The sequence below is a fragment of the Bacillus bingmayongensis genome, assembly GCF_000299035.1.
In the GTDB taxonomy this organism is placed as follows: domain Bacteria; phylum Bacillota; class Bacilli; order Bacillales; family Bacillaceae_G; genus Bacillus_A; species Bacillus_A bingmayongensis.
Window position 1 is genome coordinate 342,591 of record NZ_JH921517.1, and the last position, 26,926, is coordinate 369,516.

The window sequence follows — 26,926 nt, forward strand, 5'->3', positions numbered from 1 at the left end:
CTTTTAAATACTATAACGATTACACACTTTTCGAAACTAACGTAGATAACGCATAGAAAAAGATAACCCCTTGCGACTTCAGTTCCGGCTATCGCCTTCACTCGTCGCCACTATTCTTATTAATTATATTATCGATAATAGATACTTTATCGGTGAAGTAATAAAAGGATAGTAGCAGACGCCGTTAGGCGGATGCAGGGGTTTGTATTTATACTCCGTTCTAATTCGAAAATTAATGAGAAGGAGCGATTAAATAATGAATGAATTTAACGAAATGAAAACCGTATTTCAATTTCCGCAGGTAATCGAGGCGGATATCGACACCGAAAAATTAATACAGGCGTGGGAGCGTGAATTACAAGAGAACGGAGCGAAAACGCCTCAACCACAAGATTTTATGTTCGCATATAACGTTTTCGAAGCATGGAAACGGTCGGAAGTACTGGATCGTCCCGCAATCGTTGCAGCGCCTCCTGGCTTCGGTAAATCTACAATGTTATCGGTCTATTTGCGTCATATGGTTCGAAAACATCCCGACACATTCGGTGCGATTATTGTGAAGGAGCGAATCGAGGATATGGAACGATTGGCTAACTACATAAATAGCGAATCAATGGCTTATCCGCATTTGTTACGTCGAAAGAATTACGCTTATTTTATCAGAGGTTTTGACGAATCTATTATGACGCGCGAACACTACGAAGAACAATTCACCGCACAATCGAATTACAACATCGTTATTATGACTACGAAACAGTTTGAACTCCAAGTATTAAAAGATAATTTAAACACATTCGCTTCATTCCGAGATGAAACGGACAGTAAACGACCACGCCGTACACTAATTATCGATGAAAAGCCAAGTCTTACAGTACCATATCAAATCACTTCGACAGAACTAAACGGGTTAGTTGACGATATCCGGGCGTCTAGTTTCAGAACAAGCGGTAAGATCAAACGTTACTATGAAAGAGCGCGTAGGTTGATAAATAGACTGCGAGATCAAATAGAAGCGACTGATATTACTGAACGGGAAAGAATTGAGCCGGTTAAACGTGATTACTCATTACCGCGCGAACTATTAAGTCATTTTGCAGGCGTGCATGATATCGGAAAGCTAACTCGATTACGGGCGTTGGAATACGTAGCTAGACGAGGTGGACTAGTGTCGGTGCGAGGTGGAATTGTTCATATTCAAGCCACACGTAAAATGCACTATGAGTGGACTCAGTTTAATAGTTTTGTCTTAGATGGGACAGGACGTATTGATCCTGAATATGTGGGCGATGATTTCTATTTGATGGAACCGGCAACAAAACCGGACTATTCAAACGTAACATTCCATGTATGCCGAGATTTTAATCTATCGAAAGCAAGTATTGAAAGTGGACTTGATGCGTTAACTAATATCGCTGATGAATGTAAGAAAATTGCGGAAAAGCACGATGGGCAAATCTTGATTGTTACGTACAAACAACACAAAAGTGAGTTAGAGCAACAGTTAAAAGATGAAATCGAAAAAGGGAAAATACGTATAAAGCATTTCGATGGCGGACGTGGTTCTAATGAGTATACGGAAGCAAATACCGCTATTTATGTAGGGAATTTACATAAAGGCGAGTTGTATTATCCATCTACGGCGCAAGTAACTGTAGGCGACCGTCTTGGTGTAGAGTTATCGCCAGGGTTTACAGTCAATAAGAAAGGGCTGTTTTTCCAAGACCCGATCGTCGAAGCGTATAAAAAGCTAGATATGGCGGTAAATATGGTCCAAGAAACTAATAGACTTCGTGCCAATCAGAAAGACGTAGACGTCAATTTTTACGTGTTTAATAAGGACGATGACATGGTAAAACATATAACGGATTCATATGAAGGATGTAGCGTTGTTCAATACAGAACAACAAAGAAACTTACCGGAAAGAGAACGACCGCTGATTCTATTATCGAGTTTTTTGAGAATATGGAAACAGGCGATATAGTAAAGCAATCGTTTATTTATAAGACTTTGGAAATAGAAAGGGGAACCTTCAATAAAGCGGTCCAAAGTGATCGGGTTCAAAAAGTTATGAAAGAATGTAGAATTACAAAAACAAAACCAGGCGCTAAGTACGTAAAGGAGGCGATTTAATCTTTTAGTTTTTGTGGTTGAACTATAAAAATGTTTAAGGAAAGAGGAGGAGTTTCATGTTAGCGATGAAAAAAACTGAATCTACATTAGATAAAACTCACAGTAAGACAATAGAGAAATTTGAATTTGATGATTTACGTGATAGTATCCATACATTATTTCCCGACTTCAAAAAGGACGACTATAGGTTACATAGTTCGTTCGGTACAGAAGTGAGACTACAAGTCGCCAGTCCGTTCGCTAGTTTGGTCGCACTGTATGACGGTGTAGGTAGCAAACAACAATCGGTTTTGCTCGATAAGTTAGCGAACTTTATACTTGCCGAAGACTTTAATCAAGGAGTTATGTATACGGATCGGCCACGTGAAAAAGGGACGGAAAAACCTGAATATGTTCCTTTAGGTGAAGGAGCGCGTAAGTTTCGACGACTAGAGGACGGATTGAAACCTTTAACGGACGCACAACTGAGTCGTATAAAGAAATGTGAGGTATGCGAGGGGGAATTTATTGACGAGTCCAGGGCCGGTAATGCAAAGATATGCGGTGAATCTTGTCGCAGAATTAAAGACAGTATTCGTAAGCGGAAAGAGTATAACAGAGACGAGCATAATCTCGAGGATGAAGGACGTTATTTACGAGAGTGGCAACGTCAGCAATTAGATTATACGTTTTACTCTCCGTTTGAGCTGAATCATATCGGGAATTATAACGAATTAAAATCAGATGAGATAGAAAATATTGTTTCGGAAGTGAACTCTGAATTTGCAATGAATGGTCTGAGAAAACCGAGGTTTAATTCGATGTCAGAGTTAGAAGGGTCCGAGGATTATAAAGAGTCTAGTGATTACGTACCTCGTTTCGGGAAAAAGAAATATGACATACGTTGGGGGACGGTTACCACGTATTCTATTGATGAATTAGAAAACAGTGACAGTAGGACATTCTCGGATGCTAGTAAATGTGGTTGTAAGTTACAAGAGATTTGGTCACGTATTTAATAGAATTTTATTTGAATACCTTGGAGGTTTATACAGATTAATGTAGGGGTTATTTAGAAATTTTTTTTAAAACTTCTAGTAATAATTAGAGATAAAAGGAGGAATTTCGATGACGAATGAAATGTTTCGGGCAATCCGTTTATATAAAAAGATGAGTCAAAACGAGTTTGCTAGGTTTATTGGTGTCTCACTTGCAACGGTAGGTCGTATTGAAACAGGTAGTTTAGACTTAACGCCAAATGTGAAAGCAAAACTTGCAGATAGATTTGAATTTAATGATGAATTTTTTAGTTTCTTTGAAAATTACTCAAAGATTACCTAATTATATCATACGATAAAACTTCTATAATAGCAAGCACAATAAAGGGGAGCTGATTCAACAATGGAACATATTGGGCAAGGCAATTACTACAAAAAATTAAAACTCCCGTGGAAAACGACTAAGAGCGAATGAGAATAAAACCTTTCAAGAAAGTGGTGTTTGTATGATTGATAAAATTTCGGATACCTTCATTGTAGATTTAGCAGTTTTGCGAATTTCAAGCGGAGCATATATAGCAGGTGCAGCGATAGATTTTCTACATTTCGATGATGAAGAGAATCGCCTCTACACTCCGTACAAGGTAGCTAGTTTTTATATCGATGATACCGAGATTAATTCCATGACGAAGTGTATCAAGTGGTTATTAAAACGATTGCTAGAAGAGGTTCCGGAAGGTGTTACGCAGATTATATTTCGTTCTAATCTACCTCACCTTATCCGCAACCGATACTATCGAAAAGAAATCGAAAGTTTAACAAACGCTGAAGTGTTTATTAAACATATTCCTATGTTGGGCAACAAACGAAATCAAATCCAACTTTTAGCTAACGATGCGTTAAATCGCAAATCAAGCGTAATAGGAGAGATTGAATGAGCCAAACAAAAGAAGCAGTAGCGGTTATCTTTTTGCGAAGCCATCCTGTAGCCGGATTAGCGGTAAATTGGCACGTAATTAACAAAAGTACAGGCGAGATTATTCATAATGATGCGTTTTCTCGGTTTAATTTCGAAATCATCAGTACGATGCATGACGTAATGCAGGATATTATCAGCGTTTGCAATAAATATGATTTACGTTTGGTTGATATTAGGTTGGAACGAGGTTAGGCAATATGAAAACGGAGATTCATAGAGAAAAGTGCAATGTTTACGTAGGGAATCAACTCCAAGATGAACACGAAACCATTGTTTATTACAGCGATGGTTCTTTTTCTATTATAAATTCAAATGAACATACAGAAAATGAGGAGGAAATTATTAATGACTAGTTACAAAGATTGTTACATGTTAGAGGGATTACAAGTTGAAGGTGGATATAGGTACGCAGGAAAAATCTATGCTCTTAGTGAGGAAAAGGCAGACGAGCTAATTAAAGCAGGACAAGTCAAGTACCCTTATAGTTCTTCAGAGAATCAATGGAGAGAGAAGGCGGAGAAGTTAGGTGAGGATTTTGATAAAGAGTTAGCGTCAATACGATCAAACGAACGCATTACAGATGAGGCACGACAAGAAGACATCAAGTCGCTTACCGAGAAATACGATAAGGAGTTCAACCTAACGCAGTATCTATATACGAAATGTATCGATGATGGACTCGCAACGGCGAAGAGAATCGAAGGGGTAGCACCGTTAAAAGCAACGACTCAATTCGATATGGAGAAAGTTCGCCAGGAAGTCGGGGTAGTGATGTCCGAATTAATTATGGCGAACGACTTTACGGAGGCTGTTTCTTATCTTGAAAGAAAGGTAGAAGTAGCAGACCGAGAGATTGCACGTGAGTTGCTTTCGAGATTCGTTACGATTAAATCTCAACTAGATGAATTAAATCAAGGTGATTCAGTTGCAAGAGCGATATCAAATTCAAAAGTTAGAAGTTTGTACGAGGATTTAAAACGTACGGCAGCCGATGAAAAACAAGTGGAAGCAAGTTCTAAAATTGCTCTATATTCCGCGTTAAAAGACCACCGCAGTGATATCAAATGGAAATGGGAGCAAAAGAAACTTGCAATGGAGTCAGCTAGAAAGAAATCAATATAGGAATTAAATAAATCGAGTTTACTAGGACGCTTTCGAATAAGAGAGTGTTCTTTTTATTAAAAATAGGAGGAATTAAATTATGGGAATCGCACATTTAGAACAATTTCAACCGTCATCATTAAAAGTAACCGTAGAGGAGGTACTTTATAATACGCCGCCTACATTTGCAGACAAGGTACTTCCCGATGTTGATTCGTTTGATATGAATTTTGCCTTTGACGTAGTTAAACATACGAAACATATTGCAGGGCTAATCGGTTATGGATCGGAGCCGCCAGTAATGGATAAAGATCAAGTGGCTTCAAAAATCGGAGAAGTTGTAAAGATAGGGATTAAGAATATTTATTCTGAAGAGGAACTACTAGCGCTCAGTACACCACGGAATCCGTCTGAAAGGGAGAACGCTGTAGGAAAGATGTTAGCTAAAAACGTTGATATTATTGGCGCGTTGCAACTACGGATTGCTCTGATGAAGCTAGAAGCTGTGATGAAAGGTGAGATTAAATACGAAGGTAACGGAGTTAAACTAAATCTCGACTTCGGTATCCCGGAAGAAAATCGTATCACATTACCAAATGGTAGCGATTGGACTGACCCGTCACACGATATCATCGGGGACATTGAAGAATGGGCTTATAGATATCAGGACATAAACGGTGAATTTCCGGATTTAATCGTAATTCCACCGGAGGTTACAAAATTTATCCGTGCAAATAACGGCATTAGAGCAGAAGTCGCACGCATGAAAGGCGGAACTTCTGGAATCCCGTTATATGCAAGTAACGAATACATCGAGAAGGTTTTCGGTGAGTTTAATTTACCGAAGCCGGAGTTTTTAAAGCGTCGAAGTATTATAGCACGTAACGTTTATACAGGCGAAGACGAACAGCTTGAGTACGCATTACCGAATCGAATTGTTTTTGTGAAAGAACGTTCCGGGGAGACTATCTTTGGCCCAACAGTAGAAAATGGATTTGATCCAGGCTATCACTTGGAAATCTACGATAAACAAGAGCCTATCGAAAGTGTTCAAAGAGGAGTCGTAGCAGCCCTGCCGGTAATTACGAAACCGTCTTTAATCATGTATGCGGATGTAGCACCTACGCAATAAAAGCGTGGGTGTTTTATTTTACAAAAAAAACGAGGAGAGATTATATGATCACAACAGAACAAAGTTTAAAAGAAATGCAGAAATTGGTGGATAAATTAACCAAAACGGCAGAAGTACCTGAAACAAAATATTATATAGGCATGTTATTACAACTGTTCGGCCGCGAAGCAGAGAAATTCGGAAAATTAAACCTGGCACTAAGCGAAGAACTTGCTGAATTAGAAGCATTGCGCAGGTTTGTAAAATCACAAGGGCTACAATCTAATTTCCAATCGTATAAGAAACTAGGGAGTAGATAGGTATGGGTGTTAATCGCGTCGAGGTACAACTTTTAGCAGATATATCTAACCTACAGCGTGGCATGCAACAAGCGACGCAAGCAGTACGCAATTTTCATCAGGCGGTGAGTCAACCGATAAATATACCGACGCCTAACATGAGTGGTTGGAATTCCGCAGTCCAAAACGCTGGTCGACAGGTGCAACAATTGAATAGTCAAATACGAAATGTAACACCGCCACCCCCTCCTAATATGTCCGCTTGGCAATCTACGTTTCAGAACGTAGGAAATCGCGTGCAAGAGATGGGAAACCGTGTACAGCAAGCAGGCCATACCGCACAAACTGCTTTCGCACCAGCCGCAGTAGCCTCAGGATTCTTTCTAGGAAGAATGATTCAAGATGCGAGGGAGTTTGAAAGCCAAACACGTAGGGCGGCAGTACTCACAGGCGGATCTTATGACCAAGTGAAATCCGACATTCTAGAAATGGCGAAGACTTCCGTATATTCGACAAGCGAAGTAGCCGCAGCCTTTTCCGAACTTGGAGCAAAAGGTTTTAATGCAGCACAAGCTACGAACGCATTGCCAGGCATACTGAGTGCCGCAGCCGCTTCTGGCGAAGACCTTGGAATGGTAGCCGATACGATCACTTCCGCATTGAATGCTTTCGGCATGGAGGCGCAGCAGAGTGGACATGTAGCGGATGTACTTGCCCAAGCGGCGAATTCAACAGCAGCGGGCGTATATGATATGCAATATGCGTTCAAGTATGCAGCGGGTCCGGCAGCACAGTTAGGGATTTCAATGGAAGAACTCGCAGCTTCAGTTGGTATCATGTCTGATAGCGGTATTAAAGGCGAGACTGCGGGGACGGCCCTAAGAGCGTCCTTGCTTCGTTTAGTTAAACCACCGAAAGCTGCAGCTAATGAATTAAACCGTCTTGGAGTCACTATTACGGATCAGCAAGGGAATATGCGCCCTTTAAGTCAGATCATAGGCGATTTGCAAAAAGGTATGACCGGTATGACGAAAGCGCAAAAAGGTGCAGCATTAGCGACCATATTTGGTACGGAAGCAGTTTCTGGTATGATGGCGCTTGTGGCAGCGGGTCCTGAAAAAATTGATAAATTAACGGATTCACTTGTTAAATCTGACGGAGCATCGAAAAAGGCAGCGGACTCAATGCTAGAAGGTTGGGCTGGCGCGTTAAAAATGATGGACTCAGCAATCGATTCTAACTCTAAGACTTTTGTAGATGCACTTGGACCTGCTATAGAAGCGGTTGCCAATTCCGTCACTAGATTGGTTAACTGGTTCGCTAATTTATCAGGGACTATGCAAAGTGTAGTTGCTATTTCAGTGGCATCTGTAACCGCGTTTTTAGTCATCGGAACAGTAGTCGGTATAATGGCGAGTGCAATCGGCGCCGCGCTCATCCCTTTAGGCAAGCTTATCGGCTGGCTAGGAAGAAGTACCGCAGTAGCAAAATTAGCTAGCGCCTCGATGGTCGCTTTACGTGCCGCTTTCGCATTCTTAACCGGACCTATCGGCATTGTTATCATGGCATTGACCGCAATGGGTGTAGCGTTAACTCAACTTTACCAACGTAACGAAGCATTCCGTAACGGAGTCAACAGCGCATGGGACTCTATCAAATCGAAAGTGACCGAACTATCAGCCGCATTCATGAACTTCGCAGGTCCGGCTATTGACGCAGTGGTCGTAGGTTTCAATCGATTAAAATCGGCTATTATGGCAGCATTTTCCGGGGATTTCAGTCAACTAGGCGAGATTTTTAAAACAATTGGTCCAACTATTGCAGCAGCTATTATTGGAGGAATCCCCGGTGTAATCATCTCGGTATCTCGTTATCTACCGGCGATAGCCGAACACCTTAACGCTAATAAAGGAATTATCGTAGAGGCGATTACAAATATTTTTAATTCCATAGCGGAATTTATAACTACGACTTTACCGCAACTAATCGAAGTTGGTTCGCAGATTATTATGTCTCTCGTTAACGGATTAGTCCAAGCAGCACCTTCGATACTTGAAGCAATGGTCGGCGTGATTAATACGATCATGCAATCAATCGCTGAAAACCTACCGCTAATTATCGAATCAGGTATGCAAATTATCCAGGCGTTAATTACTGGAATTACGCAAGTGTTACCTACGATTATAGAGACGGGGTTACAGTTAATTATTTCGTTAATCCAAGGAGTCATGCAAATGATCCCGCAGCTAATTCCGATTGCTGTAACGATTATAGAAACGCTTGTTAACGGATTGATGTCGTTTTTGCCTCAATTAATCGAAATGGGGCTTAACTTACTGACTTCGTTAATTACCGGGATTACTCAGGCGCTACCTATGATTGTATTAGCAGCCGTTACAGTTATCACTAAGTTAGTAGATACGATTACAGCGAATTTGCCAGCGATTGTTCAGGCTGGGGTTAAGATTCTAAAAAATCTACCGAAAATTATAGACGCAGGTGTTAAGATTCTGATGTCGTTGATTGACGGGATTGTTAAGATACTACCTCAATTAATTAACGCAGCGTTAACGTTAATCGCTAAAATCGTAGAAACATTGATTGCAAATTTACCGAAAATTATCGATGCAGGCGTAAAGATACTAATGGCGTTAATAGCCGGGATTGTCAAGGTATTACCGCAATTAGTTGTAGCAGCAGTTAAGCTAGTCGTAACTTTAGTCGGCGAATTAATAAAGAATCTGCCGAAGTTATTAGAAGCTGGGATAAAGTTAATTGAAGCGCTTATTAAAGGTATCCTGTCGCTTTTAGGACAGTTAGGAAGCGCCGCGTTAGAACTAGGCGGAAAGATCTTAGATACGCTTGGAGAAGTGGATTTATTTGATATCGGTGCAGATATTATTAAAGGATTGATAAACGGTATAGGTTCGATGTTCAGTTCGGTATGGAGTAAGATGACGGAACTCGGAAACGGTATTAAGGATAAAATATCCGGAATTCTAGATATACATTCACCATCACGTTGGATGCGCGACATGATTGGTGTCAACATGATTAAAGGGTGGATGATTGGTATTGATTCGATGAAAGGCTCGGTTCAGAGAACGACAGCACAAATGACGGACTGGATGAAACCGGAAATGTTGGCGGTGGACACGGGTGCGTCAATACCGAGAGGAGTAAGCGGATTAGGTGTGTATCAATCGGCTAAATCTACGCCAAGTATGATAGCGAAGGATACAGCGGTTAATCAGCCGTCGAGAGATAAGCAACCAGCGTATATTAACGTACAACTTGGTAAGCAAGAGTTTGCGAGATTTGTGGACGATATTACTGGCGAACAAGAATTTACAAAAAGGCGTAGAGAGGCGTTTTAGGAGGGTGGTAGATTGCTGATATTCAACGGAATAAACCTGGAAGAATATAGTTAGTACCTAAGAAGGCGTGTCTTTCCATTGCGGGAGGGCGCGTCGCTATTTTTTTTATACTTTTTACGCTGAGAAACGTACTACAAGCCGATTAGAAATAGTTTTACGGGTAATAGATCAATTAATCGCGAAATATTTGTTAATAATTTTTGTACCTTAAATACGTTATATAAATAGGAAGAAACGTGTAATTTGTCGATAAGACATAGGTTGACTGAGTAATGGACAGACCGTATACTAAGCTTAACGGAGTAGAGAAAGGTTACCGATAAACTCCGTAATGGTAACCCGATAAACTACCGAAAGAACGGAAAAGATAAAACGATTGAAAACGTTAATATATCAGCGCCTTATACTGTATCGATGTCAAAAGCAAAACCTACGAACTCAGAATTCATCGCAATGGTTGCGGATAAGTTAAGGCTTGAACATAAGGCTTCGTAAAAGTTGTTATATCAAGTTGTTAGGCGTATTTTACAACAAATTTAATAGCCAATGAATTACGTATGTAGGCAATAAAGTACATACGTAATTAGCGGTTAATTTTAAAACCTTTTATTTATTGGATTGAAGAGTTTAGTCTAATAGATAGGAGGTTTTTTGTTGTGTTATGCTGGAAATAAGAGGGGAAAGAGAAGGAGCTGTTTAGAAAATAGAAAAAGGAGTATGAGGACTGATATGGAATTTGTGGTTATTAATGAAAATACAGAAGAGGGATTTCAAGATTTAACGTTTAATATCACACATTATTGGAGAGAGAACGGGTATCATGTTGTTAAAGTTTTTGGTCAATTTGAAGGAGAAATTGTTGGATTCATGATTGCTTTTAAAGATAATATGATAAGGGGGATGAGTACTGCAGGGGAAATAAATTATAATGCTTTTCATCAAAACGGTATTGTATTTTATTCTTTGGGGAGTGATTCTGATTATTTAGTAAACGTTATATCGTATTTATATTTATCGAAAAGTAGTAATTTTAAAATGAATAATATAGTACCTTTTACGTGTTTCGCATTAGCGGGAAATCCATCGAATTTTAAAAATGAAATTCTAAAATTCAAATTGTTTTTTGATGAAGATGAAGAATTAAATCGTTATTGTGAACTATATGTGAATATTGATTTGAGACGCAAGATTCTTGAATTGAAGGAAAAGGATGAGAAGTATAGAGAGAATATCTTAATGGCTTTAACGTTGCCAGTTTAAATAAGTTTACTATTGAGATTATAAAAAAATGGTCTTCTTCCGCATTAAAAGATGTTTATTAATGATGGGTAGTATATTATATCCATTTAAACAATGAGGTTATATGTAAAATGACTCAGTGATATAATTGTAAGATGAGATAAACGAGTGGAATGACTCGAGGATAATAAAAAGCCCTGCAAAAACAGGACTATATTATTCTTCATCTTTACTTTGTTTTTCTAATTCAACTAACTTTTGAACTAAAATGTGCTGCGGCATATGCATAATTTGCTCAAGTGGAACACCAAGAGCTTTTGATAAGCGGATTGCAGTGTCCGGAGAAATTTGTAATGGTCTCATAGAAAGAAGTACCTCCTTTTTCGTATAGTATAGCATAAGATTGGGGGAGTGAGGATGACTCTTATATTTGCGCACCGCGGTGCGGCGGGGACGTATCCAGAAAATACAATGATTTCCTTTGAAGCTGCGGAATCGTTTCAAGCAGATGGGATAGAATTAGATGTACAATTTACGAAGGATGGAAAAGTTGTTGTGATTCATGATGAAACTGTCAATCGTACAACGAATGGAAAGGGTGCGGTTCGTAATTATCTGTATGAAGATTTGAGAAAATTAGATGCGAGTCACAAGTTTTCGGAAAAGGTAGGCTTTTGCCGAATTCCTTTATTAGAGGAAGTATTAGAGTGGTTGCAGTCCAATCGATTGCTTCTGAATATTGAATTTAAAAATAATAAAATTCCATATCGTGGTTTAGAAGAAGAGGTTATAACACTTGTACGAAAGTTCGGTCTTGAAGGGAGGGTTATCTTTTCTTCTTTTAATCATTACAGTATGAAAAGATGTCATATGATGGCTCCAGATATTCAAACGGCGATTTTATACCGTGAAGGTTTACATAGCCCATGGGCCTATGCGCAAAAAATGGGGGCTACTGCGGTCCATCCAAACCATCGTTACTTTCCTGATGCAATCGCTGAATTAACAATGGAAAGCGGAGTCGAGGTTCGTCCTTATACGATAAATGAAGAGACGGTCATGCGTAAATATTTCGATATGAATATATCGGCAATTATTACCGATTATCCAGAAAGTGCTAGAGTGTTATTGCAAGTGAAAAAGTGAGACCTTTAATTAAGAAAGGTCTCACTTTTTATGTTTACTTACCTTCGAAAACGAGCTTGTACTTTATTTCGCTTACGATCGCGGTATAATACGAAGCTACCAAAGATATAAAAACCGATTGCAAAGCAGAATACCCCCATTAAAAATTGTAACCATAATACAGGAATTGGAGATAAAAGAATACCGAATACAGTATCTCTCATTAATTTTATACCTAGCACTGCTAATGAAATGGGAATAAGTGCTAATAGAAGAGCGAGGTAACGCTGCATAGATAACGCTCCTTTTCAGATAATTTCGTATATATTAAATGATGTTATATAGAAAGGACATTTGTCAAGTGATTGCTGAACGAGTAAGATAAAGGTGTGAAAAATTTTGCAGAGATACTTCGAGAGGAAGTGTAATGTGTGAAACAAAAAGTATTAATTATTGGAGCGGGCGAAGGTGGAAGTACGATTCTTGGTTTGCTGCAAAATTCGAATATATTTAAAGTCGTTGGCGTTATCGATATAAATCCGAATGCAAAAGGATTACAGGTTGCGCAAGAACAAGGTATTGCAATTGGAGAAGATTTAGATTCGTTTCTTACGTTGGGTGTGGATGTAATTTTTGATATGAGTGGTGATTACCATTTACATAAGGTTCTATTAGCAAAAAAGCAAGAAAATACACTTCTTATACCAGGGGATGTTGCGAAAATCGTTACGAAGTTGGCACATGAGAAAGAGGGTTTAATTGAAAAGTTAAAAGAACAAACGCAGCAAGGGAATTTGATTTTAAACTCCACTCATGATGGAATGATCGTCATTGATTCAGAAGGTTATGTAAAATTATTTAATAAAAGTGCAGAACGTATAACAGGTTATAAAACAGGAGAAGCGGTAGGTAAATATATTTTAGAAGTAATTCCGACTAGTAAATTACTTCGTATTATACGAACGAAACAAATAGAAGTGAATCATGAGTTGACGTTAGGGAATGAAAAAAAGATTATTACAACTCGTATTCCTATTTTAAAAGAAGATGGAGAGGTTCAAGGAGCTTTTGCCATTTTTAAAGATATTACAGAAGTTGTAGATTTAGCAGAAGAAGTTACGGATTTAAAAGAAATTCAAACCTTATTGGAAGCGATTATTCATTCATCTGAGGAAGCGATTTCTGTTGTAGATGAGAAGGGGAGAGGTCTTGTTATAAACCCCGCTTATACGAAGTTAACAGGTCTTACAGAGGATGACATAATTGGAAAACCTGCAACGACTGATATTGTAGAGGGTGAAAGTATGCATATGAAAGTACTTCGGACGCGTAGAGCGGTACGAGGGATTCATATGAAAATCGGTCAGAAAAAACGTGATGTAATTGTAAATGTAGCACCGATTATTGTTGATGGCATATTGAAAGGTAGCGTGGGTGTTATTCGTGATGTGTCAGAAATTCAAAAGTTAACACATGAATTAAATCGGGCAAGACAAATTATTCGGACGCTAGAGGCAAAATATTCTTTTGAGGATATTGTAGGAACGTCTGATGAAATGATGGCGGCGATTGAACAAGCGAAACTTGGAGCAAATACGCCGGCAACCGTATTACTTCGCGGGGAGTCAGGGACTGGTAAAGAGTTATTTGCACATGCTATTCATAACGGGAGTAACCGGAAGTACAATAAATTTGTGCGTGTGAATTGTGCTGCTATTTCAGAGACTCTATTAGAGAGTGAATTATTTGGTTATGAAGAAGGGGCTTTCTCTGGAGCAAGAAGAGGTGGTAAACGAGGTTTCTTTGAAGAAGCAAATAATGGAAGTGTTTTTTTAGATGAGATTGGTGAGTTGTCTGCCAATACGCAAGCGAAATTATTGCGTGTACTGCAGGAGAAAGAAATTGTAAAAGTAGGCGGAACGAAAGCGATTCCTATTAACGTTCGGGTTATTGCAGCGACGCATGTGAATTTAGAAAAAGCAATTTTGGAAGGTGAATTCCGGGAAGATTTATATTATCGCTTAAATAAAATTCCGATTCAAATCCCTTCTCTTCGTCAACGAAAGGAAGATATTCCAGTTATATCAGAACGATTGATTCAAAAAATTAATCAAGATTATGGTCGGAATGTAGAAGGGTTAACGGAATCGGCTATTGAATATTTGCAATCGTATGATTGGCCGGGGAATGTCAGAGAGCTTGAAAATATTTTGGGGCGGGCCATTATTTTTATGAACTATAATGAGATGTATATTGATGTGCATCATTTGCCTTCTTTGCATAAGGAAGATCAAGTGGAGTTAAAAGGAAGTAGTTTGCTACCGGAATTAGAAGAAAAGTCTCTTGAACATTTGGTCACGGAGTTTGAAGGGAACATCATACATGAATATTTAGAGAAGTTTGATGGGAATAAAACAAAGACAGCAAAAGCGTTAGGAATCTCAGTTCGAAATTTATATTACAAGTTAGAAAAGTATGACCATGCAAAAAATAGCATGCAATAAATTGCGTACCGTGCAATTTATTGCATGGTATACAAAAAACGACAATTCAAGACAGAATATTCCGCTATTTTCTAAAGTACTGATTTTACTGCATTTTGTATGCGTTTTCATAATTGGTATGACCACTTTAAAAAGTTGGCACGGTATTTGCTTATTAAATAGACGAGGGACGACGGAAAGGGTTGATTACAAAATATGAAGTTAAAACACTTAATTGATCAAGCAGCAGGACAGCTCCAAAAAACTGTGGCTGTAGCAGTAGCTGAAGATCATGAAGTAATTGAAGCAGTTGCTAAGGCCATTCAATTACAGTTAGCTCAATTTCGTCTATATGGAAATCAAGAAAAAATTATGGGTATGCTACAAGAGCATGACTTACAAGCTTCAGAACACGTTCAAGTGATCGGCGCATCATCAAATGCTGAGGCCGCGGAACTTTCTGTTAAAGCTGTAAGAAATGGTGAAGCAGATGTACTTATGAAGGGGAACATCCCGACCGCAAGTATTTTAAAAGCAGTATTAAATAAAGAGTGGGGACTTCGCAAAGGTAGTGTGTTATCACATGTTGCAGCGTTTGAAGTTCCAAATTACGACCGCTTTATTTTTGTCACAGATGCAGCAATGAATATTGCACCTGATGTAGGGCAAAAAGCTGCTATTATACAAAATGCTGTTGAAGTTGCCCGGGCAATAGGAATCGAATTGCCGAAAGTGGCTCCAATTGCAGCGGTGGAAGTTATTAATCCAGCGATGCAAGCAACAATCGATGCAGCGATGTTAACGCAAATGAATCGTCGTGGACAAATTAAAGATTGTATCGTCGATGGACCACTTGCTTTAGATAATGCTGTATCACAAATTGCAGCAGAGCATAAAGGCATAGTAAGTGATGTAGCAGGTAAGGCAGACATTTTACTCGTCCCAACGATTGAAGCTGGAAACGTGCTATATAAATCGCTTGTCTATTTTGCAAATGCAAATGTAGGAGCGATGATTGCTGGCGCGAAAGCACCGATTGTTTTAACATCTCGTGCTGATTCAGCAGAAACAAAAGTATATTCATTAGCTTTAGCAGTTGCGACTGCTTCTAAATAAACCAATAGGGTAAAACAATTAGGGGGAAATGACAATGGCATTAGAAATCTTCGAATACTTAGAAAAATATGATTATGAGCAAGTAGTATTTTGTCAAGATAAAGAATCTGGATTAAAAGCAATCATTGCAATTCATGATACAACACTTGGACCAGCCCTTGGTGGAACAAGAATGTGGACATATGATTCTGAAGAAGCGGCGATTGAAGATGCATTGCGTCTTGCCAAAGGGATGACGTATAAAAACGCAGCAGCTGGTTTAAACCTAGGTGGTGCAAAAACAGTTATCATCGGCGACCCGCGTAAAGATAAAAGTGAAGCAATGTTCCGTGCACTAGGACGTTACATTCAAGGGTTAAACGGACGTTATATTACTGCAGAAGATGTTGGTACAACTGTTGATGATATGGATATTATCCACGAAGAAACTGATTTTGTAACAGGTATTTCACCTTCATTCGGTTCTTCTGGAAACCCATCTCCAGTAACTGCTTATGGTGTTTACCGTGGTATGAAAGCAGCAGCAAAAGAAGCATTTGGTACAGATAGCCTAGAAGGCAAAGTAATTGCTGTTCAAGGTGTTGGTAACGTAGCATACCACTTATGCAAACATTTACACGCTGAATCGGCACAACTAATAGTTACAGATATTAATAAAGAAGCTGTTCAGCGCGCAGTAGAAGAGTTCGGTGCAACAGCGGTTGAACCAAATGAAATTTACAGTGTAGAATGTGACATTTATGCACCATGTGCATTAGGGGCAACAATCAATGATGAAACAATTCCACAATTTAAAGCAAAAGTAATCGCAGGTTCTGCAAATAACCAATTAAAAGAAGATCGTCATGGTGACACAATTCATGAAATGGGAATTGTATACGCACCAGACTATGTAATTAATGCAGGCGGCGTAATTAACGTAGCAGATGAATTATATGGATACAATAGAGAACGTGCATTAAAACGCGTAGAGTCTATTTATGACACAATTGCAAAAGTAATTGAGATTTCAAAACGTGATGGTGTGCCAACTTATGTTGCAGCAGATCGTCTAGCTGAAGAGCGTATTGCAAGCTTAAAAAATACTCGTAGCACGTACTTACGCAACGGTCATGACATCATTAGCCGTCGCTAATTCTTTCATATACAACTTCTACAAAAGCTGTGGTTACCTCTTATGAGGTTTCCACTGCCTTTTGAATTTATAAGGTGGAGGTAGCAACATTGTCCTTAAATCGAATCCTTGTTATTAATCCGGGTAGTACATCCACAAAAATAGGTGTTTTTGATAATGAGAGACCCGTTTTAGAAGAAACTATTCGTCATGATGTGGATAAAATCGGGGAATATAAACGAATTATTGATCAATATGAATTTCGAAAAGAAACAATTTTAGAGGTTCTACATTCTCATGGCATTAATATTTCGAAATTAAACGCTGTTTGCGGACGCGGAGGATTACTTCGTCCGATTGAAGGCGGTACGTATACAGTGAACGAAGCTATGTTAGAAGATTTGAAAAATGGATATAGTGGCCATCACGCTTCAAACCTTGGAGGTATTTTGGCGTATGAAATTGCTTCTGGATTAAACATTCCAGCTTTCATTGTTGATCCAGTTGTTGTTGATGAAATGGAGCCAATCGCTCGCATTAGCGGAATCTCAGGTATGGAGCGAAAAAGTATTTTTCATGCGTTAAACCAAAAAGCAGTGGCACGTAAAGTGGCAGAAGAACTTGGTCGTAAATATGAAGATTTAAACCTATTAATTGCACACATGGGCGGAGGAATTACAGTTGGTGCTCATAAGCAAGGGAAAGTTATTGATGTAAATAATGGTTTAAATGGTGAAGGTCCATTTAGTCCAGAACGTGCTGGAACAGTGCCGGTTGGACAGTTAATAGAAATGTGTTTCTCAGGTGAGTATTACCGCGATGAAATGATGAAAAAGATTGTTGGACAAGGCGGATTAGTAAGCCTCATTGGTACAAACGATGCAATTAAGGTTGAAAACATGGTTGAAAAAGGTGATCCTGAGGCAACACTTATTTATAAAGCAATGGCATATCAAGTTGCGAAAGAAATCGGCGGAGCTAGTAGCGTTCTTCATGGGAAAATCGATGCAATCGTTTTAACAGGAGGACTCGCATATAGCAAAATTCTTGTTGATGAAATCAAAGATCGCGTGCATTGGATTGCAGATGTGATTGTGCATCCTGGAGAAGATGAATTACAGGCATTAGCAGAAGGAGCACTTCGCGTATTACGTGAAGAAGAAGATCCGAAAGAGTATGTTGTACGAGAAAAAGAAACGGTAGCTAGGGGTTGAGATAATGGCAAAAGAATATGATTTAGTCATCGTTGGCGGCGGTACTGGCGGGTATGTTGCTGCTATTCGTGCATCACAATTAGGACTAAAAACAGCACTTGTTGAAAAAGATAATCTTGGTGGTACTTGCTTACACAAAGGCTGTATTCCTAGTAAGGCATTACTACGTAGTGCAGAAGTATATGCAACTGCGAAAAAGAGTGAAGAGTTTGGCGTTGTAGCGAGCAATGTAGAATTAAACTTTGCAAAAGTGCAAGAACGTAAAGAAAAGATTGTAACGCAGCTTCATAAAGGCGTTCAACATTTAATGAAGCAAGGTAAAATTGATGTGTTTGAAGGTATCGGTCGAATTCTTGGACCTTCTATCTTTTCTCCAATGCCAGGAACAATTTCAGTTGAATTTGCAAATGGTGAAGAGAATGAGATGTTGATTCCGAAAAATGTTCTAATTGCAACAGGATCTCGTCCAAATTCATTACCAGGATTAGAATTAGACGGAGAGTACGTAATGTCATCGGATCATGCCCTAAAAATGGAAACGCTTCCGAAATCGATTATTATTGTCGGTGGCGGCGTAATTGGAATTGAATGGGCATCTATGCTTGCTGACTTCGGTGTAGAAGTTACTGTATTAGAATACGCAAAACATGTCCTGCCGCTTGAAGATCAAGATGTTTCGAAAGAAATGCAGCGTCTATTAAAGAAAAAAGGTATTAAAGTGGTGACAGGTGCAAAAGTATTACCTGAAACATTGGTAAAAGATAATGGAGTAGCAATTCAAGCCGAGCACAATGGTGAAAATAAAGAATTCAAGGCAGAGAAAATGCTTGTATCTGTAGGAAGACAGGCAAATACGCAAAATATCGGTTTAGAGAATACAGATATCATCGTGGAAAAAGGATACATTCAAACAAATGAATTTTACCAAACGAAAGAATCACATATTTATGCAATTGGTGATGTAATTGGCGGTTTACAACTTGCACATGTTGCTTCTCATGAAGGTATTGTAGCGGTAGAGCATATTGCTGGTAAAGAAGTTATGCCAATTGACTACTCAATGGTATCGAAATGTGTATACAGTAGTCCAGAAGTTGCTTCTGTTGGTTTAACAGAACAAGAAGCAAAAGAAAAAGGCTATAAGTTAAAAGTAGGTAAGTTCTCATTCCGTGCAATCGGAAAAGCACTTGTATACGGAGAATCAGATGGCTTTGTGAAACTTGTAGTTGATGAAGAAACAAATGATATTCTTGGTGTTCATATGATTGGCCCACATGTAACGGATATGATTTCTGAAGCGGGTCTTGCAAGAGTACTTGATGCAACACCTTGGGAAGTTGCACATACAATTCATCCGCATCCATCCTTATCTGAAGCAATTGGTGAAGCTGCATTAGCAGTAGATGGAAAAGCGTTACACGCATAAAAATGTGGATTTAGGAGGTTATGAAAATGGCAGAAGTAAAAGAAAAACGCCATGAAGAACTTGGCTTAAGTGATGAGCAAGTATTAGAAATGTATCGTACTATGTTGCTTGCGCGTAAAATCGACGAGCGTATGTGGTTATTAAACCGTGCAGGGAAAATTCCATTCGTAATTTCTTGTCAAGGGCAAGAAGCTGCACAAGTAGGCGCAGCATTTGCACTTGATCGTGAAAAAGACTATGCACTGCCATACTACCGTGATATGGGGGTTGTACTAGCGTTTGGTATGACAGCAAAAGAGCTTATGTTGTCTGGTTTTGCAAAAGCAGGAGATCCAAACTCCGGTGGCCGTCAAATGCCTGGTCACTTCGGTCAGAAGAAAAATCGTATTGTGACAGGTTCATCACCAGTTACAACACAAGTGCCTCATGCAGTAGGTATTGCATTAGCAGGGAAGATGGAAAAGAAAGATTTAGTAACGTTTGTTACATTCGGTGAAGGTTCTTCTAACCAAGGTGACTTCCACGAAGGTGCTAACTTTGCTGGTGTACACAAATTGCCTGTTATTTTTATGTGTGAGAATAATAAATATGCGATTTCTATCCCTGTTGAAAAGCAATTAGCATGTAAAAATGTATCAGATCGTGCAATTGGTTATGGCATGCCAGGGTATACAGTAGACGGAAATGATCCGCTTGCAGTATATAAAGCTGTAAAAGAGGCGGCAGACCGTGGTCGCCGCGGAGAAGGTCCAACTTTAATCGAAACAGTATCATATCGTTTAACAGCACACTCTAGTGATGACGATGATCGTGTATATCGTGATAAAGAAGAAGTAGAAGAAGCGAAGAAGAAAGATTCAATCTTTACATTTGCCGCTTACTTAAAAGAAGTTGGCGTGTTAACGGAGGAATCTGAAAAACAAATGTTAGACGAAATTATGCATATCGTAAACGAAGCAACAGAATATGCAGAAAATGCTCCGTATGCAGCACCTGAAGATGCATTGAAGCACGTATACGCAGAATAGGGGGGAACGTTTCATGGCTGTAATGTCTTATATTGACGCGATTACATTAGCAATGCGCGAGGAAATGGAACGCGATGAGAAAGTATTTGTATTAGGAGAAGACGTTGGTAAAAAAGGTGGCGTATTTAAAGCGACAACTGGATTGTATGATCAATTTGGTGAAGAGCGCGCACTTGATACACCGCTTGCAGAATCTGCAATTGCAGGGGTAGCAATCGGGGCTGCGATGTACGGAATGCGTCCAATTGCTGAAATGCAATTTGCTGATTTTATTATGCCAGCAGTAAACCAAATTGTTTCTGAAGCAGCAAAAATTCGTTATCGTTCTAACAATGACTGGACTTGCCCAATCACTGTGCGTGCACCGTTTGGCGGTGGCGTTCACGGTGCATTGTATCATTCACAATCTGTAGAAGCGTTATTTGCAAATCAACCTGGTTTGAAAATTGTTATTCCTTCTACACCATATGATGCAAAAGGATTATTAAAAGCGGCAATTCGTGATGAAGATCCAGTATTATTCTTTGAACATAAACGTGCCTATCGTTTAATTAAAGGCGAAGTACCAGAAGATGATTATGTATTACCAATCGGAAAAGCAGATGTAAAACGTGAAGGTGATGATATTACTGTCATCACATACGGATTATGTGTTCACTTTGCTCTTCAAGCTGCTGAAAAATTAGCGAAAGATGGCATTTCTGCTCATATTCTTGATTTACGTACTGTATATCCATTAGATAAAGAAGCGATTATTGAAGCAGCTTCTAAAACAGGTAAAGTTCTTCTTGTAACGGAAGATAACAAAGAAGGAAGCATTATGAGTGAGGTAGCAGCAATTATTGCAGAAAACTGCTTATTTGACCTTGATGCACCAATTGCACGTCTTGCAGGTCCAGACGTTCCAGCAATGCCATATGCACCAACAATGGAAAAATTCTTTATGGTAAATCCAGATAAAGTTGAAAAAGCAATGCGTGAACTTGCGGAATTTTAATCGGGGGGACTATACATGGCTGTAGAAAATATCACAATGCCTCAGCTTGGGGAAAGTGTAACAGAAGGTACAATTAGTAAATGGCTCGTAAATGTTGGCGATCACGTAAATAAATATGATCCACTTGCAGAAGTAATGACAGATAAAGTAAACGCAGAAGTACCATCTTCTTTCACAGGAATTGTGAAGGAGTTAGTCGCTGCTGAAGGTGATACACTTGCTGTAGGAGAAGTCGTTTGTGTGATCCAGGTAGAAGGCGCAGATGAAGTAGCTGCGACAGCTGTAGAAGAGAAAGCGAAAGAGGAACCAAAAGCAGAAGTAGCTTCATCTGAAAAAGCACCAAAAGTGAAGCAACCAACTGATGGCAAACCACGTTTCTCACCAGCTGTATTAAAACTTGCAGGTGAACATAATATCGATTTAGATGTAGTGGAAGGTACGGGAGCAAACGGCCGTATTACACGTAAAGATATTCTGAAATTAGTGGAATCTGGGAATATTCCGGTAGTTGGTGCGAAGAAAAAAGAAGCGCCTGTATCTGTACAGGCGTCACAGGAAGCGCCAAAATCTGCTACGCCAGCACCAGTAGCCCAAAAAGCAGAAGCGGCAAAACCAGTTTCTGTACCGACAGTACCTGGAGATATCGAAATTCCGGTAACAGGTGTGCGTAAAGCAATCGCTGCGAACATGCTGCGTAGTAAACATGAAGCACCACACGCATGGATGATGATTGAAGTAGATGTAACAAACCTTGTATCATACCGTAATTCAATCAAAGGTGAATTCAAAAAACGTGAAGGCTTCAATTTAACATTCTTTGCATTCTTCGTTAAAGCAGTTGCACAAGCGTTGAAAGAATACCCACAAATTAACTCAATGTGGGCTGGCGATAAAATCGTTCAGAAGAAAGATATCAACCTTTCTATTGCTGTTGCAACAGAAAATGAACTATTTGTACCAGTTATTAAACAAGCAGATGAGAAAACAATTAAGGGTATCGCTCGTGAAATTACAGAACTTGCAGGAAAAGTACGTACAAAATCATTAAAAGCGGACGAAATGCAAGGTGGTACATTCACAATTAATAACACAGGGTCATTTGGTTCTGTTCAATCTATGGGTATTATCAACCATCCACAAGCAGCTATTTTACAAGTAGAATCGATTGTAAAACGTCCAGTTATTATGGATAATGGCATGTTTGGTGCACGCGACATGGTTAACCTATGTTTATCCCTTGATCACCGTGTACTTGATGGCTTAATCTGTGGTAAATTCTTAGGACGTGTAAAAGAGATTCTTGAAAATGTATCTGAGAATAATACGTCTGTATATTAATAAGAATAATAAAATGAAACTTTTAAAAAGCTAATCCGTTGTAGGATTAGCTTTTTTGTATATAGAAGAAAGAGCAGCACACACTAAAAATAATATAATAGGAAAGGCGGATAGAGATGTGGGACTTCTTTTTTGAGCGGGAACATCTTTCGATTTTAGAATGGAGTTTACGTAGCGTTATTGCATATTTCTTTTTACTAGTTGTAGCAAAATTTATGGGACAGCGTTCTATTTCTCAACTCCGTTTTGTTGATTTTATTACTGCTTTAATATTAGGGAACATTTTAGCGCATCCGTTATCAGATGAGAAATTAGGAATGATTGGTTCGATGATTACAACAGTTGTTCTTATTATATTATATAGTTTAACTGCCCTTTTAAGCTTGAAATGTGAAGGGTGGAGGCGTTTTTTAGAACCAGATCCACTTATTTTGATTCAAAATGGGAATATTGTATTGAAAAATTTAAAGAAAGCTCGTATTTCCATCGACTATTTGCTTTCAGAACTTCGTATGCAAAAGATTGAGGATATAACGAAAGTGGCAGTTGCGCTATGGGAGCCTGGAGGGAATATTTCTTCTTTTTTAAAACAAGAGAATGAACCTGTAACAAAAAAAGAGGCTATGATTGAGGCGCATCCTTTTTCCATGCCAGTTGTTGTGATGAAAGAGGGAAAAATAAATAAAGAAACACTTGCTTTGTTTGGAAGAACAGAGAAATGGTTGCAAGAAAAATTACATGAACAAGATAAATATACAAAAGCCGTACTTGTAACATTGGATCAAAATGAAAAACTGTGCTTTATTCTTGAGAAATAAGAAACGTATACTGCACGTTTCTTATTTTTTAGGAGTAATTTTGGCCGTTTTAGGAATTTCTCTTTTAAGTGAAGTGAGTAGGGGGCTCAAAAATATAAAAAATGAATCTTACAATGAATGACAATGTGTTATGAATTTACGAAAATACATTGCTGATATATTGTATATAGATATACAATAAGAAAAGAATACTTTTTTGGCAAATCTTACTGATGAAACTGTAGTATAATATATTGTATTGTTTGAAAAAGAAAGTTATTCTATATAAGTATTTTATAGATTAATGTGCAATCAGTCGTCAAAACATGAAGAATGTTGACTCCTGGTTTTTTATTTTGCCTTAACAATGTTTCAGGAGGATGTCATGAAGAGAAGTACCAAGTTTCTAAAAAGTTTAGATGTAAAATTAATTTTAATTTTGTGTGTATTATGTATTACGAGTATAGCAGCCATATATAGTAGTCAACAAACAGGACAATATGGAAATTCAAACTTTGCAATGAAACAAGGGGTTAACTATGTAATAGGTATTGTGTTATTACTACTTGTTGCAAGTATTGATTTAGATCAACTGCAAAAATTAGCATGGCCATTCTATATTGTTGGGTTTGCTTCCATTATCATACTTAAGATTTCACCATTTAAAGCTTTAACACCTGAAATATTAGGGGCAAAAAGATGGTTTAAAGTCCCAGTTCTTGGAGCAATCCAGCCATCGGAGTTTTTTAAAATTGCATTGCTTATTTTAGTTGCGAGTTTAGCAGTGAAGCATAATGAAAAATATATGGTGCGAACATTTCAAACGGATTTAAAATTAATAGGTAAAATTATTTTAGTATCGATTCCACCGGCGTTACTTGTATATAGTCAACCTGATACAGGGATGGTTTTCCTATATGCTGCAGGAATCGCATGTATTTTGTTTATGTCAGGTATTCAAAAGAAATTAATCGCAATATGTACGGTCATTCCCGTGACTGTATTATCTACGCTAATATTTATATATGTAAAATATCCAGACATATTTTTTAACAAGTTAGTTACTCTGTTAAAGCCACACCAACAATCACGTATTTTAGGGTGGTTAGATCCATTTGAACATGCAGATCAAGGGTACCAAACCCAACAATCTATCTTAGCAGTAGGTAGTGGGGGAATGGACGGAAAAGGGTTTGGATATGGAAACGTCTATATCCCGGAAAAACATACGGATTTCATTTTTGCTACAATTGCTGAAGAAGGTGGATTTTTAATTGCAGCTTTTGTTGTAGTTATGTTCCTTCTCCTTTTATATCGAACAATTATAATTGGTTATTCGGCAGATAATCTATTTGGGACATTATTATGTGTGGGAGTAATTGGTGTTTTAACACTACAAATCTTCCAAAATGTTGGGATGATTGTTGGATTAATGCCTGTAAAAGGAATCGCGCTTCCGTTTTTATCATATGGAGGAAGTTCTTTGTTCTCAAATATGATGATGATGGGGCTCGTGTTGTCGGTACGGAAAACGTATAAAAAGTACATGTTTTCAGTTAGTTAAATCTTATTTATTAATAAAAGCTGATTCGTTCTTATGCGAATCAGCTTTTTACATATCAAACTGAAAAAACGATATAAAATCTTTCTTTTTAGGTGAGAGAGCATCCGGCCACGCATAGAAACGATCAGATCCTTTTCCTGCTTCATACCGAATGAAACCAAAAATAGAAAACGAGAGCAGATCACCTTTTGTTTTTCATAGCAGCGACTTATATGTTGAAAAATCAAAACGGATTTATATAAAAATTCCAAAATGAATATATTTAAAAAAAGTAAATAATAAAAGCATTTTACCATTTCTTGCATATGATACAATAGTGTGGACAACGAAATAAAAAAAGAAGGGTTTGTTTCGATGGGATATGTAGAAGAGTTACGAAAAGTAGTTGGTCATCGCCCTTTAATTTTAGTTGGTGCTGTTGTTCTCGTATTGAATGAAGATGGACATGTTTTATTACAACAACGAACAGAACCGTACGGAAAATGGGGATTACTTGGCGGTTTAATGGAACTTGGAGAATCACCAGAAGAAACAGCTTGCCGTGAAGTATATGAAGAGGCAGGAATTTATGTGAAGAATTTGCGACTTATAAATGTATTTTCAGGTGCTAACTATTTTATGAAATTAGCAAATGGTGATGAATTTCAAGCGGTGACGACAGCATATTATACAAACGAGTATGAAGGTGCTTTGTCTATAAATAAGGAAGAAGCAGTCGAACTTAAGTTTTTTCCGGTAACAGAGCTTCCTGATTATATTGTGGGATCACATAAAAAAATGATTGAAGCCTATGTGAAGATAGAAAAAGAAAGTAGAAATACTATATAATAGCTATAGAAATACAAAAACACAGTTCTGGTTGGTAGTCCAGACGCATACTAGTATGTCAGTAACCTTCCCCTCCGGGATGTCCAGTATTTCTAATTTTTTTCTAAGGAGGGGCTGTCGATGGAATTGACAGTATATCATGATGGTCAGTTTTTTGTAGGAATGATTGAGAATACACATAAAGGGACTTTGTATGCAGCGAGGTATACTTTTGGCGCTGAGCCATCAGACGAAGAAGTACTTTTATTTGTAAATGATACAATGCTAACGTATTTTAATCATTTTGCCCGATGTGGTGTTAAAGCGAAAGAGAAAAATCGTCCGAAAAGTATAAAGCGTATCATAAGGGAAGCTGCAAAAGAAATGCATACAAAGCGCTTTACGAAGGCTCAAGAGGCAATTAGTTTATCTTATGAATTGCATAAGCAAGAAAAACGAGCGCAATCAAAAGAACAACGTGAAGCAGAAAAGCAGAAAAAACGCCTTCTCAAAGTGCAAAAAGCAAAACAAAAGCACCGCGGACATTAAGAAAAAACGTCTTGGGACACTTGTTCTAAGACGTTTTATACATACACATGAGAAGAATACAAGTAAGTTTACTTGTATTTCTGAAACAGTAACTGGTAAGATACAAATAGATAGATCTAGAGGAGGGAAACCCTTGATTAACTTTAACTTTTTT

At 38.3% G+C, this 26,926-nt stretch carries 27 protein-coding genes; 25 read left to right on the forward strand and 2 right to left on the reverse strand.

What is annotated here, in order from left to right:
- The first annotated feature begins 256 nt into the window (after window positions 1-256).
- The 12 genes from Y7E_RS0108825 to Y7E_RS31545 all read left to right on the forward strand — a co-directional run bounded on the left by Y7E_RS0108825 (window position 257) and on the right by Y7E_RS31545 (window position 11,235).
- Entirely contained in the window at window positions 257-2,131 is a 1,875-nt protein-coding gene (locus tag Y7E_RS0108825; RefSeq protein ID WP_017150909.1) for a hypothetical protein, read from the forward strand.
- A gap of 56 nt (window positions 2,132-2,187) precedes the next feature.
- The gene (locus Y7E_RS30770; RefSeq protein ID WP_017150910.1) at window positions 2,188-3,129 is read left to right on the forward strand and encodes a hypothetical protein; all 942 of its coding nucleotides are present in this window, start codon (window positions 2,188-2,190) and stop codon (window positions 3,127-3,129) included.
- A 109-nt stretch (window positions 3,130-3,238) separates the two neighbouring features.
- Window positions 3,239-3,451 carry a helix-turn-helix domain-containing protein gene (locus Y7E_RS0108835; protein WP_017150911.1) on the forward strand — a complete coding sequence of 71 codons (213 nt, stop codon included), beginning with the start codon at window positions 3,239-3,241 and terminating at the stop codon, window positions 3,449-3,451.
- A 163-nt stretch (window positions 3,452-3,614) separates the two neighbouring features.
- Complete coding sequence (locus Y7E_RS0108840; protein WP_017150912.1) at window positions 3,615-4,046, forward strand: hypothetical protein; 432 nt, start codon at window positions 3,615-3,617, stop codon at window positions 4,044-4,046.
- Window positions 4,043-4,279 (forward strand): hypothetical protein, encoded by a 237-nt coding sequence (locus Y7E_RS0108845; protein WP_017150913.1) that lies wholly within the window; start codon window positions 4,043-4,045, stop codon window positions 4,277-4,279. Before Y7E_RS0108840 ends, Y7E_RS0108845 begins: the two co-directional genes overlap by 4 nt.
- 5 nt (window positions 4,280-4,284) lie before the next feature.
- Entirely contained in the window at window positions 4,285-4,440 is a 156-nt protein-coding gene (locus Y7E_RS33190; RefSeq protein ID WP_017150914.1) for a hypothetical protein, read from the forward strand.
- A complete protein-coding gene (locus Y7E_RS0108855; protein ID WP_017150915.1) occupies window positions 4,433-5,209 on the forward strand; it encodes a hypothetical protein in 777 nt (258 codons plus the stop codon). The genes Y7E_RS33190 and Y7E_RS0108855 overlap by 8 nt, the downstream gene beginning before the upstream one ends.
- Before the next feature lie 79 nt (window positions 5,210-5,288).
- Window positions 5,289-6,320 carry a major capsid protein gene (locus tag Y7E_RS0108860; RefSeq protein ID WP_017150916.1) on the forward strand — a complete coding sequence of 344 codons (1,032 nt, stop codon included), beginning with the start codon at window positions 5,289-5,291 and terminating at the stop codon, window positions 6,318-6,320.
- A gap of 44 nt (window positions 6,321-6,364) precedes the next feature.
- Window positions 6,365-6,619 (forward strand): hypothetical protein, encoded by a 255-nt coding sequence (locus tag Y7E_RS0108865; protein ID WP_017150917.1) that lies wholly within the window; start codon window positions 6,365-6,367, stop codon window positions 6,617-6,619.
- A gap of 2 nt (window positions 6,620-6,621) precedes the next feature.
- Window positions 6,622-9,975, forward strand: coding sequence for a phage tail tape measure protein (locus tag Y7E_RS0108870; RefSeq protein WP_017150918.1), 3,354 nt, complete (start codon window positions 6,622-6,624; stop codon window positions 9,973-9,975).
- 342 nt (window positions 9,976-10,317) lie between these two features.
- A complete protein-coding gene (locus Y7E_RS35135; RefSeq protein ID WP_479688696.1) occupies window positions 10,318-10,470 on the forward strand; it encodes a sporulation initiation factor Spo0A C-terminal domain-containing protein in 153 nt (50 codons plus the stop codon).
- A 159-nt stretch (window positions 10,471-10,629) separates the two neighbouring features.
- Window positions 10,630-11,235: a hypothetical protein gene (locus tag Y7E_RS31545; protein ID WP_017150919.1), complete on the forward strand. Its 606-nt coding sequence runs from the start codon at window positions 10,630-10,632 to the stop codon at window positions 11,233-11,235.
- Between the two features lie 195 nt (window positions 11,236-11,430).
- Here Y7E_RS31545 and Y7E_RS30915 read toward each other — a convergent pair whose 3' ends face one another.
- Window positions 11,431-11,577 carry a YycC family protein gene (locus Y7E_RS30915; RefSeq protein WP_017150920.1) on the reverse strand — a complete coding sequence of 49 codons (147 nt, stop codon included), beginning with the start codon at window positions 11,575-11,577 and terminating at the stop codon, window positions 11,431-11,433.
- 54 nt (window positions 11,578-11,631) lie between these two features.
- Between Y7E_RS30915 and Y7E_RS0108885 the strand changes: the two genes are divergently transcribed.
- Complete coding sequence (locus Y7E_RS0108885) at window positions 11,632-12,360, forward strand: glycerophosphodiester phosphodiesterase (RefSeq protein ID WP_017150921.1); 729 nt, start codon at window positions 11,632-11,634, stop codon at window positions 12,358-12,360.
- A gap of 38 nt (window positions 12,361-12,398) precedes the next feature.
- On the opposite strand, the gene Y7E_RS0108890 is transcribed toward Y7E_RS0108885, so the two are convergent.
- Window positions 12,399-12,632, reverse strand: a complete 234-nt coding sequence (locus Y7E_RS0108890; RefSeq protein ID WP_017150922.1) for a DUF2627 domain-containing protein — start codon at window positions 12,630-12,632, stop codon at window positions 12,399-12,401.
- Window positions 12,633-12,770: 138 nt separating this feature from the next.
- On the opposite strand from Y7E_RS0108890, the gene Y7E_RS0108895 reads away from it, so the two are divergent.
- From Y7E_RS0108895 to Y7E_RS0108950, 12 genes are all read left to right on the forward strand, one after another.
- Complete coding sequence (locus tag Y7E_RS0108895) at window positions 12,771-14,843, forward strand: sigma-54 interaction domain-containing protein (RefSeq protein ID WP_017150923.1); 2,073 nt, start codon at window positions 12,771-12,773, stop codon at window positions 14,841-14,843.
- Window positions 14,844-15,038: 195 nt separating this feature from the next.
- Window positions 15,039-15,938 carry a phosphate butyryltransferase gene (gene yqiS / locus Y7E_RS0108900; RefSeq protein ID WP_017150924.1) on the forward strand — a complete coding sequence of 300 codons (900 nt, stop codon included), beginning with the start codon at window positions 15,039-15,041 and terminating at the stop codon, window positions 15,936-15,938.
- A gap of 34 nt (window positions 15,939-15,972) precedes the next feature.
- Window positions 15,973-17,073 carry a leucine dehydrogenase gene (locus Y7E_RS0108905; protein ID WP_017150925.1) on the forward strand — a complete coding sequence of 367 codons (1,101 nt, stop codon included), beginning with the start codon at window positions 15,973-15,975 and terminating at the stop codon, window positions 17,071-17,073.
- Window positions 17,074-17,162: 89 nt separating this feature from the next.
- The gene (buk, locus tag Y7E_RS0108910; protein WP_017150926.1) at window positions 17,163-18,266 is read left to right on the forward strand and encodes a butyrate kinase; all 1,104 of its coding nucleotides are present in this window, start codon (window positions 17,163-17,165) and stop codon (window positions 18,264-18,266) included.
- A gap of 4 nt (window positions 18,267-18,270) precedes the next feature.
- On the forward strand, window positions 18,271-19,692 hold the full coding sequence (lpdA, locus tag Y7E_RS0108915) for a dihydrolipoyl dehydrogenase (protein ID WP_017150927.1): 1,422 nt from the start codon (window positions 18,271-18,273) through the stop codon (window positions 19,690-19,692).
- 26 nt (window positions 19,693-19,718) lie between these two features.
- Entirely contained in the window at window positions 19,719-20,720 is a 1,002-nt protein-coding gene (gene bfmBAA / locus Y7E_RS0108920; RefSeq protein ID WP_017150928.1) for a 3-methyl-2-oxobutanoate dehydrogenase subunit alpha, read from the forward strand.
- Window positions 20,721-20,733: 13 nt separating this feature from the next.
- Window positions 20,734-21,717: a 3-methyl-2-oxobutanoate dehydrogenase subunit beta gene (bfmBAB, locus tag Y7E_RS0108925; RefSeq protein WP_017150929.1), complete on the forward strand. Its 984-nt coding sequence runs from the start codon at window positions 20,734-20,736 to the stop codon at window positions 21,715-21,717.
- Between the two features lie 15 nt (window positions 21,718-21,732).
- Window positions 21,733-23,055 (forward strand): dihydrolipoamide acetyltransferase family protein, encoded by a 1,323-nt coding sequence (locus Y7E_RS0108930; RefSeq protein WP_017150930.1) that lies wholly within the window; start codon window positions 21,733-21,735, stop codon window positions 23,053-23,055.
- Between the two features lie 116 nt (window positions 23,056-23,171).
- Window positions 23,172-23,873, forward strand: coding sequence for a DUF421 domain-containing protein (locus Y7E_RS0108935; RefSeq protein ID WP_017150931.1), 702 nt, complete (start codon window positions 23,172-23,174; stop codon window positions 23,871-23,873).
- Between the two features lie 364 nt (window positions 23,874-24,237).
- On the forward strand, window positions 24,238-25,416 hold the full coding sequence (locus Y7E_RS0108940; protein ID WP_017150932.1) for an FtsW/RodA/SpoVE family cell cycle protein: 1,179 nt from the start codon (window positions 24,238-24,240) through the stop codon (window positions 25,414-25,416).
- A gap of 354 nt (window positions 25,417-25,770) precedes the next feature.
- Window positions 25,771-26,244, forward strand: a complete 474-nt coding sequence (locus tag Y7E_RS0108945) for an NUDIX hydrolase (protein ID WP_017150933.1) — start codon at window positions 25,771-25,773, stop codon at window positions 26,242-26,244.
- Window positions 26,245-26,364: 120 nt separating this feature from the next.
- Window positions 26,365-26,772 carry a YjdF family protein gene (locus Y7E_RS0108950; RefSeq protein WP_017150934.1) on the forward strand — a complete coding sequence of 136 codons (408 nt, stop codon included), beginning with the start codon at window positions 26,365-26,367 and terminating at the stop codon, window positions 26,770-26,772.
- Window positions 26,773-26,926: the final 154 nt, after the last annotated feature.